Annotated in this window: 14 protein-coding genes; 9 read left to right on the forward strand and 5 right to left on the reverse strand. The window is 70.3% G+C overall.

All coding sequences use genetic code 11. From position 1 onward, the window contains the following. Positions 1–13: 13 nt before the first annotated feature. From G5C66_RS11020 to fabG, 3 genes are read right to left on the reverse strand one after another with little or no spacing between them, the layout of a single operon-like run. Complete coding sequence (locus tag G5C66_RS11020; protein WP_165111012.1) at positions 14–520, reverse strand: SixA phosphatase family protein; 507 nt, start codon at positions 518–520, stop codon at positions 14–16. Between the two features lie 17 nt (positions 521–537). Beyond that, entirely contained in the window at positions 538–1,311 is a 774-nt protein-coding gene (gene fabI / locus G5C66_RS11025) for an enoyl-ACP reductase FabI (protein ID WP_165111013.1), read from the reverse strand. Positions 1,312–1,313: 2 nt separating this feature from the next. Then, complete coding sequence (fabG, locus tag G5C66_RS11030; protein ID WP_165111014.1) at positions 1,314–2,042, reverse strand: 3-oxoacyl-ACP reductase FabG; 729 nt, start codon at positions 2,040–2,042, stop codon at positions 1,314–1,316. 140 nt (positions 2,043–2,182) lie between these two features. On the opposite strand from fabG, the gene G5C66_RS11035 reads away from it, so the two are divergent. The 3 genes from G5C66_RS11035 to G5C66_RS11045 are packed head-to-tail and all read left to right on the forward strand — an operon-like array spanning position 2,183 to position 3,678. Continuing rightward, positions 2,183–2,506, forward strand: a complete 324-nt coding sequence (locus G5C66_RS11035; RefSeq protein ID WP_165111015.1) for a DUF3099 domain-containing protein — start codon at positions 2,183–2,185, stop codon at positions 2,504–2,506. Continuing rightward, entirely contained in the window at positions 2,506–2,700 is a 195-nt protein-coding gene (locus G5C66_RS11040) for an acetone carboxylase (RefSeq protein WP_165111016.1), read from the forward strand. The genes G5C66_RS11035 and G5C66_RS11040 overlap by 1 nt, the downstream gene beginning before the upstream one ends. A gap of 24 nt (positions 2,701–2,724) precedes the next feature. Further along, entirely contained in the window at positions 2,725–3,678 is a 954-nt protein-coding gene (locus G5C66_RS11045) for a nucleoside hydrolase (RefSeq protein WP_165111017.1), read from the forward strand. On the opposite strand, the gene moaA is transcribed toward G5C66_RS11045, so the two are convergent. Then, positions 3,675–4,694 carry a GTP 3',8-cyclase MoaA gene (gene moaA / locus G5C66_RS11050; RefSeq protein ID WP_165111018.1) on the reverse strand — a complete coding sequence of 340 codons (1,020 nt, stop codon included), beginning with the start codon at positions 4,692–4,694 and terminating at the stop codon, positions 3,675–3,677. The two genes, G5C66_RS11045 and moaA, sit on opposite strands and share 4 nt — an antisense overlap. 66 nt (positions 4,695–4,760) lie before the next feature. Here moaA and G5C66_RS11055 point away from each other — a divergent pair, with 66 nt between their 5' ends. Continuing rightward, positions 4,761–5,651, forward strand: a complete 891-nt coding sequence (locus G5C66_RS11055; RefSeq protein ID WP_165111019.1) for an SURF1 family cytochrome oxidase biogenesis protein — start codon at positions 4,761–4,763, stop codon at positions 5,649–5,651. A 9-nt stretch (positions 5,652–5,660) separates the two neighbouring features. Here the strand turns inward: G5C66_RS11055 and G5C66_RS11060 are convergent, their stop codons facing one another. Further along, entirely contained in the window at positions 5,661–7,493 is a 1,833-nt protein-coding gene (locus G5C66_RS11060) for an ABC transporter ATP-binding protein (RefSeq protein ID WP_241248432.1), read from the reverse strand. A gap of 279 nt (positions 7,494–7,772) precedes the next feature. Here G5C66_RS11060 and G5C66_RS11065 point away from each other — a divergent pair, with 279 nt between their 5' ends. Genes G5C66_RS11065 through G5C66_RS11085 form a run of 5 tightly spaced genes read left to right on the forward strand, consistent with a single transcriptional unit; the run spans position 7,773 to position 11,667 of the window. Beyond that, positions 7,773–9,116 carry an ATP-binding protein gene (locus G5C66_RS11065; protein ID WP_206443963.1) on the forward strand — a complete coding sequence of 448 codons (1,344 nt, stop codon included), beginning with the start codon at positions 7,773–7,775 and terminating at the stop codon, positions 9,114–9,116. Then, entirely contained in the window at positions 9,106–9,492 is a 387-nt protein-coding gene (locus G5C66_RS11070) for a roadblock/LC7 domain-containing protein (protein WP_165111020.1), read from the forward strand. The genes G5C66_RS11065 and G5C66_RS11070 overlap by 11 nt, the downstream gene beginning before the upstream one ends. A gap of 4 nt (positions 9,493–9,496) precedes the next feature. After that, positions 9,497–9,853 (forward strand): DUF742 domain-containing protein, encoded by a 357-nt coding sequence (locus tag G5C66_RS11075; RefSeq protein ID WP_165111021.1) that lies wholly within the window; start codon positions 9,497–9,499, stop codon positions 9,851–9,853. After that, positions 9,834–10,418 (forward strand): GTP-binding protein, encoded by a 585-nt coding sequence (locus tag G5C66_RS11080; protein WP_165111022.1) that lies wholly within the window; start codon positions 9,834–9,836, stop codon positions 10,416–10,418. Before G5C66_RS11075 ends, G5C66_RS11080 begins: the two co-directional genes overlap by 20 nt. A 16-nt stretch (positions 10,419–10,434) precedes the next feature. Beyond that, positions 10,435–11,667 carry a cytochrome P450 gene (locus G5C66_RS11085; protein WP_165111023.1) on the forward strand — a complete coding sequence of 411 codons (1,233 nt, stop codon included), beginning with the start codon at positions 10,435–10,437 and terminating at the stop codon, positions 11,665–11,667. The last annotated feature ends 1 nt before the right edge of the window (position 11,668 follow it).

Genomic DNA, 11,668 nt, shown 5'->3' on the forward strand with positions numbered 1-11,668 from the left:
GACGTCTCGGCGCTCAGGCGCGGGCGACGTGGAAGGCGACGACGGAGGCCTCGGCCTCGTCGAGCTCGGACCAGTCACCGTCGTAGCTGAGCACGGCGACCGCGGCGGTGGGGTAGCCCATCGCGAGCTGGTTGCCGGCCTCGTCGTCGCCCTCGCCGTCGTCGAGAAGCTGCACGAGCGAGAACATGGTGGGGTTGTGGCCGATCACCACGACCGTGGAGTGGCCGTCGTCGATCTCACGGATGAGGTCGAGGGCGGTGGCGGTGCCGGCGGCGTACAGGCCCTGGTCGTACTCCGCCAGGGTCAGGTCCCACGACGCCCCCACCGCGACGTCCTCCCAGGTCTGGGTGGTGCGGTCGGCCGCCGAGACCAGGACGTAGTCGGGGACCACGCCCTGCTCGGCCAGCCACTCCCCCGCCGCGACCGCGTCGGCATGGCCGCGCTCGGTCAGCTGACGCTCGTAGTCGGTGGGAGCCGACGCCTCCGCCTTGGCGTGCCGCATGATGACAAGGGTCCGCATGCGGCAACCCTATGGCCTCAGGCTCCAAGCGAGTGGTAGCCCCCGTCGACATGGACGATCTCGCCGGTGGTCGCCGGGAAGAAGTCCGAGATCAGCGCACAGACGGCCTTCGCGGTCGGGCCCTGGTCGGTGTTGTCCCAGCCGAGCGGCGCCCGGGTGCCCCAGCCCTCGTCGAGCTCCTCGAAGCCCGGGATCGCCTTGGCGGCGAGCGTCTTGAGCGGGCCGGCGGAGACGAGGTTGCAGCGGATCCCGTCGGGGCCGAGGTCGCGGGCGAGGTAGCGCGAGGTCGACTCGAGCGCGGCCTTGGCCACACCCATCCAGTCGTACGCCGGCCAGGCGATCGTCGCGTCGAACGTCAGTCCCACGATCGACGAGCCGGACCCCAGGAGGGGCCGGGTCGCCATGGCGAGCGACTTGAGCGAGTAGGCGCTGACCTGGACCGCCTGGGAGACGTCGTCCCAGGGGCCGTCGAGGAACTTGCCGCCGAGGAGCGTCTCGGGGTTGCCGTACGCGATCGAGTGCACGACCCCGTCGAGCCGCTCGACACCCTCGGCCCGGAGCGCGTCGGCGAGGCCGTCGAGGTGCTCCTGGTTGGTGACGTCGAGGTCGAGGACCGGCGGCTCCTCGGGGAGCCGCTTCGCGATCCGCTTGGTGATCGACAGCGCGCGGCCGAAGTTGGAGATCAGGACGCGAGCGCCCTCCTCCTGGGCCACCTTGGCCACCGCGAAGCCGATCGAGGAGTCCATCGTGACTCCCGCGACGAGAACAGTCTTGCCGTCCAACAAACCCATGATCAGTGCCCCATTCCAAGTCCGCCGTCGACCGGGATCACGGCCCCGGTCACATAACCCGCATCTGCCAACCACGTCACGGCCGAGGCCACCTCGTCCGGCGACGCGTAGCGCGCCAGCGGGACCCGGTCCGTGATCGCCTTCTGCTGCTCGTCGGTGAGCACAGCCGTCATCTCGGTCTCCACGAAACCGGGCGCGACCACGTTGGCGGTGATCCCCCGCGAGCCGAGCTCGCGCGCGAGCGAGCGGGCCATGCCGACCAGGCCGGCCTTCGAGGCCGCGTAGTTCACCTGGCCCGGGTTGCCCATCAGGCCGACCACCGAGGAGATGAAGATGATCCGGCCGCGGCGCAGCCGCAGCATGCCCTTCGAGGCGCGCTTGGCGAGCCGGAAGGAGGCGGTCAGGTTGGTGTCGATCACCGAGGTGAAGTCGTCCTCCGACATCCGGAGCACGAGCGTGTCCTTCGTGATCCCGGCGTTGGCCACGAGGACCTCGACGGGGCCGTGGGCGGCCTCGGCGGCGGCGTACGCCTCCTCGACGGCGGCAGGGTCGGTGATGTCGCACACCAGGTCCAGAGCACCCTCCGGAGCCCCGCCCTTGCGGGAGGTCACGGCCACCTTGTCGCCGTTGGCCACGAAGGCCTCCGCGATCGCCCGGCCGATGCCGCGGCTGCCGCCGGTGACAAGGACCGAGCGAGGGGCCTTGCTTGTGGGGTTTTCACTGTCAGTCACAGGCGCGACGGTAGCGATTACTTCGGCGTACGACCAATGTCTTGGATTTGCTTGTGAGAACCCTCCAAGGTCCTTCGGAGCGCCCCTGTTGGGACCACACCAACGGACGGCCGTCATCGGGCACGACCTAGACTGGCAGTATGTCCAAGGCGCAACCGATCAGGATCACGACCGTCGGCAGAAGCCGCGCCGAGGACATCGCCATCCGGCAGAAGCGCTACGCCATCTCGATGTCGATCCGATCGCTCTGCTTCATCGGCGCCGTGATCGCCGGTCTGGCGGGCATCGGCTGGCTGTGGCCGATCCTGATCGCGGCGGCCCTGATCCTGCCCTACATCGCGGTCGTGATGGCCAACGCGACCAACACCAAGACCGACGAGATGAACCTGATGGACTCGCCCTACGGCCGTCCCCAGCTCACCAGCGGCCGCGAGCAGGAACTCCGCGAGAAGGGCGAGAACTGATGGGCGCGCTCGACTCCGACCTGTGCTCGGCCAAGGGCTGCCAGGACCCCGGATCGTGGGAGCTGCAGTGGAACAACCCGAAGATCCACACCCCCGATCGGCGTAAGATCTGGCTCGCGTGCGAGACGCACAAAGAGTCGCTGAGCGACTTCCTGGGCGCGCGCGGATTCCTCAAGGACGTCGTCCCTCACTAGCTCTTCTCGACGAGAGGTCGTGCGATGAACCCGATCCCCGTGCTCCTCGACTGCGACCCCGGCCACGACGACGCCATCGCGATCCTGCTGGCCCTGGGCAGCCCCCACATCGACCTGCTCGGCATCACCACCACGTTCGGCAACTGCCCGGTGGAGAAGGCGACCTACAACGCCCAGCGGATCCTGGCGCTGGCAAAGCGTCCTGACGTCCCGGTCGCCGCCGGGGCCGCCGGGCCGCTCGCAGGAACGGCCCACATCGGCGACTTCATCCACGGCGCCACCGGGATCGACGGGCCCGATCTTCCGGAGCCGCTCGCTCCCCCGGTGTCCGTCGGCGCGGTCGAGTTCCTGCGTACGTCCCTGCTGGCTGCTCCGGACCCCGTCACCGTCGTCGCCATCGGACCGATCACCAACGTCGCGGTGCTGCTGCGCGACCATCCCGAGGTCGGCTCTCGCATCGCCGAGATCGTCTTCATGGGCGGTTCGACCGACCGCGGCAACACCACCCCGGCCGCCGAGTTCAACGCCTACGCCGACCCCGACGCCCTCGACATCGTCCTCACCAGCGGGCTCCCGATCAGGATGGTCGGCCTCAACCTCACCCACCAGGCCCTGGCGACCCCCGACGTCGTCGCGCGGATGCAGGCGATGGACCATCCCGTCGGTCGCGCCTGCGCCGACCTGATGGGGTTCTTCGGCGGCACCTACTCGGACGTCTTCGACTTCGCCGCTCCCCCGGTCCACGACCCCTGCACGATCGCCGCCCTCATCGACCCGGGTCTGATCACCTGGCACAAGTCGTTCGTCGCCGTCGAGACCGATGGCCGATGGACCCGCGGCGCCACCGTCGTCGACCTCCACGACCGTCTCGACGAGCCGCCCAACGCCCTGGTCGGGATCACGCTCGACGTCGAGGCCTACTGGGGGCTGGTCCTGGGTGCGTTGGAGCAAGTCGGATCCCGACCCGCCGGGGCCTAACCCCCGATCGCGGACATCGGGCGGTCGGGCTGCAGGAAGCCGAGGTCGTCGATGCCGTGGCCGGCGCGCTTGCCGGCCATGGCGGTGACCCACCGCGCGGCGAGGTCGTCGTCGGAGGCGCCGGCACGCAGCGGCGTACGCAGGTCCGACTCGGAGCGCGCGAACAGGCAGTCGCGCACCTGCCCGTCGGCGGTGAGGCGCACCCGGTCGCAGTCGCCGCAGAAGGGTCGCGTGACGGAGGCGATGATGCCGACCTTGGCGGGGCCGCCGTCGACGTAGAAGAGCTCGGCGGGGGCACTGCCCCGGGGCTCCTGGGCCGGGGTCAGGTCGAACGCCGCCGACAGCGCCGCGAGCGTGTCGTCGGCGGTCACCATGCTGTCGCGCGACCACCCGTGCTGGGCGTCGAGCGGCATCTGCTCGATGAACCGCAGCTCGTAGCCGCGCTCGACCGACCAGCCGAGCAGCTCGGCGGCCTGGTCGTCGTTGACACCGCGCAGCAGCACGGCGTTGATCTTGATCGGCCCCAGACCGGCCTCCGCGGCGGCCTCGAGACCGGCCACGACATCGTGGAGCCGGTCACGCCGGGTGATCTCCGCGAACGTCTCCGGCCGGATCGAGTCGAGCGAGACGTTGACGCGGTCGAGCCCGGCCTCCGCGAGCGACCCGGCCATCCGAGCCAGGCCGAGCGCGTTGGTGGTGATCGAGAGCTCGGCGTCGGGCGCGACCTCACGGGTGCGGGCGACGATCGAGACCAGCCCGCGACGAACCAGCGGCTCTCCACCGGTGAACCGGACCTCCTGGACCCCGAGCCTGCCGGTGGCGACGCCGATCAGCCGCACCACCTCGTCGTCGGTGAGCACCTCGTCGCCGGGCATCCAGTCGAGCCCTTCCGGCGGCATGCAGTACGTGCAGCGCAGGTTGCAGCGATCGGTGAGCGAGACGCGCAGATCGGTGGCGACCCGGCCGAACCGGTCGACCAGCTTCTGCTGGGCCTGATCTGTCGGGGAGGTCCTCATCACACCAGTCTAGGCAGCCTCGACCCGGATCGTGAGCGAGGACCGCATGCCAGTTAGTCTCGTACGGTGAGTTCGTTCCGTTTCCTGCTCAGCCGACGCTGGGCCGGTTTCACGGTGTTCGTGCTGATCCTGGCTTACGGGACGTGGTGGCTGGGCCAGTGGCAGTTCGACCGTCTCGAGGATCGCAAGGCCCGGAACGAGATCGTCCGCACCAACGAGCACGCCGAGCCCGTGCCCGTCTCCGACGTGCTGGCCGAGGGTACGAAGGTCGCCGAGAAGGACGAGTGGCGGCGGGTGACCGCCACCGGGACGTACGCGGTCGATGACACGATCATCTGGCGCTACCGCACCCCCGACGACGCCAAGGGCATCGACATCGTCGTCCCGCTGGTGCTCGCCGACGGCACCGCGGTGCTGGTCGACCGCGGCTGGCTGCAGACCGAGTCGCAGGACGAGTTCGACGACCTCCCCGCCCCGCCGTCGGGTGAGGTCACCATCACCGGCTGGGTGCGCGCCGACGGCACCGGCGACTCCACCGACGTCGCCCGGGTCGACGGCTACCACGCCACCCGCGCGCTCTCCTCCGCCCAGGTCGCGAAGGTGCTCAACGAGCCGCTCCTGACGGGCTGGCTCCACCTCGACACCGAGTCCCCCGAGCCCGCAACCCAGCTGCGCAAGGCCGACCTCCCCGAGCTCGACAACGGCCCCCACTTCTTCTACGGCCTGCAGTGGTGGTTCTTCGGCGTCCTCGCGATCGCCGGGTTCTTCTACCTGATGTACGACGAGCGGCGTACGCAGCGCCGGGACGAGTCTTCCACGCCCGACGAGGACAGCGCCGACGGCGATGACCAGCTCGACGAGCGCGCCCGCAAGAAGGCCGCCAAGCTCGCCCAGAAGCAGGCCGTGAAGGCGGCCTACCAGGCGGCGTACGAGAAGGAACGCAGCGGCAAGAGCTGACCTGGTCGCCTACCGGCGGAACTGCGTCTCGTAGAGCTCCGCGTAGAGCCCGCCGTCCGCGAGCAGCGACTCGTGGGTGCCGGACTCGACGACGCGTCCGGCCTCGATGACGAGGATGCGGTCGGCGGCGCGGATGGTGGAGAGCCGGTGGGCGATGACGATGGAGGTACGTCCCGCCAGCGCGGCGTCCAGCGCGGTCTGCACCGCGGCCTCGGACTCGGAGTCGAGGTGGGCGGTGGCCTCGTCGAGCACCACGATGTGGGGCGCCTTCAGCAGCAGCCGGGCGATGGCGAGGCGCTGACGCTCGCCGCCGGAGAGACGGTAACCGCGGTCGCCGACGACGGTGTCGAGGCCGTCCGGGAGGCCCTTGATGACGTTGGCGACCTGAGCAGCCTCGAGGGCGGCCCAGATGTCGTCGTCGGAGGCGCCGGGGCGGGCGTAGAGCAGGTTGCCGCGCACGGTGTCGTGGAACATGTGGGCGTCCTGGGTCACGTAGCCGACGGCGGCCTCGAGCGACTCCAGGGTCACGTCGCGTACGTCGAGGCCACCGACCTCGACCGCGCCGTCACGTACGTCATAGAGGCGGGCGATCAGATGGGTGATCGTCGACTTCCCGGCACCGGAGGGGCCGACCAAGGCGACCATCTCCCCCGGCTCGGCGGTGAAGTCGATGTCGGTCAGGACCTCGCGCACCTCGCGGCTCTCCGGCCGCGCGATCGACTCCAGGGAGGCCAGCGAGACCTCGTCGGCGCGAGGGTAGGTGAAGGCGACGTGGCGGAACCGCACGGACGCCGCGTCGGCCGGCACCTCGACCGCGTCGGGCTTCTCCTTGATCAGCGACGGCAGGTCGAGCACCTCGAAGACGCGGTCGAAGCTGACCAGTGCGGTCATCACGTCGATGCGTACGTTGGAGAGCGCCTGCAGCGGTCCCAGCAGCCTCACCAGCAGCAGACCGAGCGCCGTCAGGGTGCCGAGCGTGACGTCGCCGCGGATCACCATCCAGCCGCCGAAGCCGTAGACCAGGGCGGTCGCGAGCGCCGGCACCAGCTGCATCGTCGCCCCGAACAAGCGGGTCAGCAGGGCGATCCGGATCCCGAGGCGGCGCACGACGTCAGCACGCTGCGCGAACGCGGCGTCCTCCTCCTCGCGGCGGCCGAAGAGCTTGAGCAGCAGGGCGCCGCCCACGTTGAACCGCTCGGTCATCGTGGTCGCCAGTGCCGCGTTGCCGTCCATCTGTTCGCGGGTCAGCCCGGCCAGGCGGCGCCCGACCCAGCGCGAGGTCAGGAACAGGATCGGGAAGAGCGCGACGCACATCAGCGTCACCTGCCACGACAGCACCAGCATCGCCGCACCGACGACGAAGACCGAGATGAGGTTGGAGACGCTGTTGGACAGGGTCGAGGTGAACGCCCGCTGCGCCCCGAGCACGTCGGTGTTGAGGCGGCTCACCAGCGCCCCGGTCTGCGCCCGGGTGAAGAAGGCCAGCGACTGGCGCTGGACGTGGCCGAAGACCTGGGTGCGCAGGTCGAAGATGAGTCCCTCGCCGATCCGCGTCGACAGCCAGCCCGAGACGACCCCGAAGGCCATGTCGATCACGGCGACCAGCGCCATCGCCGCCGCCAGCCAGATCACCAGCGACACGTTCTTGTCGAGAACGCCATCGTCGATCAGGCGCTGGGTCAGCAGCGGGGTGACCACCACGAGCGCGGCGTCGAAGACGGTGAACAGCAGGAAGGCGCTGATCAGGGCCCGGTGGGGCCTGGCGTAGGAGATGACGCGTTTGACGGTGCCCTTCGGCAACCCTCGCTGGAGCACGGTCCGGTCGGCGCGTAGGTTGCGCATGATCCCGCCGCCGCCCATCGCCCCGCCTGTCGTACCGAAGCCTGGACCCATTTGTGACACCCCGTCACCCTAGTCGCCCGGCCGCGTTCGGCCGCTTCGACGACGGTCGTCGAAATATGGTCAAAATCACCTCAGGGAGGTGACCAAGCGCTCTGTTGGTGGTATGAAGTGGTGCGCGTGTGTGCGCCGGTCTCCGGGGGCTGAACTCGAATCGTCCCCCCACGGTCCTGACCCGCGGGTTCATGCCCTGACTGCTCTCCCCCACTCCAGGTGCCCGACATGACCCGACCATCCCTGGCCCGACTCCACCGAGCCGGCCCATGGTTCTGCAGTACGGCGATCCTCCTCTTCGTCGCACTCTCCCCCGTCATCTTCGTCACCGCCTCCGGCGACCAGTGGTTCTGGCGCTGGATCCTCGCCGGCGTACCTGTTGTCGCCCTCACCCTCTGGCTGACCGCGATGGCCTACGAGGCCGCCCCTACCGAGGCGTCACCCCCGTCGGCCGAAGCGTCGGGTACGCAGGCCGAAGCGTCGCCTGCGTCGGCCGAGTCGGCACTCGATGACGTCTCGACCGACGCGAGTGACGTCTCGGCCGACCTCGCTGACGTCTCGGCTGTGCCCGACAGGCCAGGCGGGGAGGCCGGGATGCGGGTGGCGGTGCTGTCGCTGTCGCGCAAGGTGCAGGCGTCGGCGCACCGGATCCAGGAGGAGTCGACGCGGATGGTGGCCAGGTTCCCGGCCGAGCCGGACGTGCTCGAGGCGGGGATGCGGGTCGACCACGCGGCGGCGCAGCAGGCGCGGCTGGCGCAGAGCATCGCGACCCTGTGCGGGGAGCAGCCCGGGCAGCACTGGAGCGACCCGCTGGCCATCGCGGACGTCGTACGCGGCGCGGCCGGCCGGATCACCGCCTACCGCCGCATCAGGGTGGAGGGCGACCCGCCGGTCGCGGTCCAGGGTGCGTACGTCGAGCCGCTGATCCACCTGGTCGCCGAGCTGCTCGCCAACGCGACCCAGTCCTCGCCGCCGGCGACCGAGGTGCTGGTCACGATCCGGTCCGTACGCCGCGGCGCCGCCCTCGAGATCGACGACGCGGGCGTCGGGATGGACGAGACCAACCTGGCCTGGATGCGTGAGATCGCCTCCGGCACCCGGCAGGTCCGCCTGCAGGATCTGGGCGAGATCCCGCAAACCGGCCTGGCGGTGGTCGGCACCTACGTCCGCCGCCACGGGTTTCGCGTCGACCTGACCGAGTCCGTCCATGGCGGCCTGCGGGTCGCCGTGCTCGTGCCCGAATCGATGACCACCCCGCTGGCCCCGGCGGACGTCGAGCAGACAGCGCCGCGTACGCCGCCCTCGCTCCCCACCCCCGTCCCCCGGCAGCACCAGCAGAACGAGCAGCACGAGCCGTCGCTGTTCACCTCCGACGGCCTGCCGCAGCGCCGCTCGAAGCGCGGCCAGCGCCTCCCGACCGGACAGCAACCGGTCGGCCAGGTCGTCCCACCACGCCCGGAGCCGACCGCCGAGCAGGCAGGCGCCTGGATGAGCAGCTTCCTCAGCGCGCCGGCCACCACCGCGGAGACCGATTCCGCACCCGAGAACCCCTGGAGGAACCATGACCGATGAGAACAGCTGGATGCTGGAGCTGGTCGCGGGGGTACGCGGCGTACGTCATGTCGTGGTCCTCTCCGCCGACGGGCTCGTTCGGGTGCGCACGAGCCACACCCCTCGCGAGGAGGCCGACAAGCTGGCCGCGGCCTGCGCCGGGCTGACCTCGCTGGGCCACGGGATCAGCCGCCAGTTCGGCGCCGATGCCCACCCTCGTCAGGTGATGGTCGAGTTCAACGGCGGTTTCCTGTTCATCCGCGGCGCCGGCGACGGCTCCCGGCTCGCGGTGGTCACCGAGATGAGCATCGACCCGGCGCTGGTCGCCCAGCAGATGCAGGCGACCGTCCTGATGATCGGGGAGCGCGCGATGAGCACCCCGAGACGCTCGATCTGAGCCGATGCCCGACGCCCCCGGTGACGACTACGTCGACCATCCGATCCGGTCCTACGTCCGGACCGGCGGGCGCGCTCGCCCGACCCACCGGCTGACCCCGGCGACGCTCCTGATCGGCCACGCGAGCCCGTCGGCCACCTCGGTGGGCCGCCAGGAGCGCGAGGTCCTCTCCCACTGCCTCGGCGTGATCTCCCTGGCCGAGATGGCCGTCCACCTCGGCCAGCCGGTCAGCGTCCTCGCGGTGATCGCCTCGGACATGATCGATGCCGGACTCATCGGCGTACGCCCCGACAGCGACACCACCGCTGGCCCCTCCCGCGAAACCCTCCAGAAGGTGCTGCATGCTCTCAACCACCTCTGACAACCACTACCTGGCACCGACCGTCGTCGAGTCGGTCAAGATCCTGGTGGTCGGCTCCTTCGGCGTCGGAAAGACCACGCTGATCGGCTCGGTCAGCGAGATCGAGCCGCTCAGCACCGAGGAGTCGATCACTCAGGCCAGCGAGGGGATCGACGCGGTCGAGGCCACGCCGGAGAAGACCACGACCACGGTCGCGATGGACTTCGGCCGGATCACGCTGACCGACGAGATCGCGCTCTACCTCTTCGGCACCCCGGGCCAGCGCCGCTTCTGGGACCTGTGGTCCGGCCTCGCCGAGGGCGCCGCCGGTGCCCTCGTCCTGGTCGACGCCCGCCGGCTGGAGGACTCCTTCGAGGTGCTGGACCAGCTCGAGACGCGTACGTCGCTCCCCTTCATGGTCGCGATCAACCAGTTCCCCGGCGCGCCGAACTACGAGCCCGACCAGATCCGCACCGCGCTCGACCTCGACGACGAGACGCCGATCGTGGTGTGCAACGCCAAGAACCGCAACGCCTGCGTCCGAGCGCTCGCCGCGCTCGTGCGCCACGCCCTCGAGACCCACTGACGAAACAGGCCCCGCGATGACTCCCACCCGCACCGTACGTCTCGCCGATCTCACCGACCTCATCCAGGCGCCCGACACCGTCGGCCCGCGGGCGCGGGAGGTGCAGGAACGGCTCCGGGCCGAGTGGGGGCCGGTGGCTCCGGGCGAGCTCTCCCCCGGCGTACGCGTCTGGTTCGCGCTGGGCTACGCCGAGTTCAGCGAGGTCATCCGCAACGAGGACGTCTTCTCCCGCAACGGCGACAACTGGAGCGCCGTGCAGGAGGGCAGGATCCAGCCGGACATGCCGATCTACCCGTTCGTGACCACGCGGCAGAACTCCTTCCACAACGACGGCGAGCTCCGCCGGCGGCTGCGCTCACCGATCGACCGGGCGCTCTCCCGGGTCGACGAGCACGGCTACGCCGCGCAGGTACGCGGCATCTGCAACGATCTCGTCGACGACATGCTCGAGCGCGGCGAGGCCGACCTCGTCCAGGACTACGCCGTGCTGATCCCGCTGCTCTCGGTGGCCGCGATGTTCGGGATGGGCCCCGAGGTCGGCGACGCCATGCGCAAGGCCGCCCACAAGGTGCTCGGTGGCGGCCAGCTCGCCCAGGAGGGCGTCATCGAGCTCGCCGTCGAGATCGTCGATCACATCGCACGACGCCGCAAGGACCCGCGAGACGACCTCACCTCGCACCTGATCGACGATCCCGGGCTGTGGGACGACAACGAGGTGATGGAGGCGATGATCGTGATGATCATCGCCGGCAACGAGCTGACCATCGCGACCATCACCCAGACGCTGCTGCTGATGCTCTCCGACGAGCGCTTCGCCGGCCGGCTGCGCGGCGGGCGCCTCGGCGTCGACCAGGCCATCGAGGAGGTCATGTGGCGCGACCCGCCGTGCTACAACATCACCCCCCGGTTCGCGCTGCACGACGTCGAGCTCGGCGGCCAGCTGATCCGGAAGGGTGACGCGGTGGTGCCGTGCATCGCCGCGGCCAACGCCGACCCGGTGATGACCGGCGGCGACCCGTGGCTGGAGATCGGCAACCGCGCCCACATGTCATGGAGCGCCGGCCCCCACTCCTGCCCCGCGCAACGGCCCGGGACGATCATCGTCCAGGCCGCCGTACGCACCGTCCTGGAGCGCCTCCCCGAGGTCACCCTCGCGGTGCCGGCCGACCGGGTCGAGCGCAACACCGACTCGCTCTCCTACCGCTACCCGACCTCGATGCCGGTCAGGTTCGTGCGGTCGTCGACCTGAG

It is taken from the genome of Nocardioides turkmenicus (genome assembly GCF_011045035.1).
In the GTDB taxonomy this organism is placed as follows: Bacteria; Actinomycetota; Actinomycetes; order Propionibacteriales; family Nocardioidaceae; genus Nocardioides; species Nocardioides turkmenicus.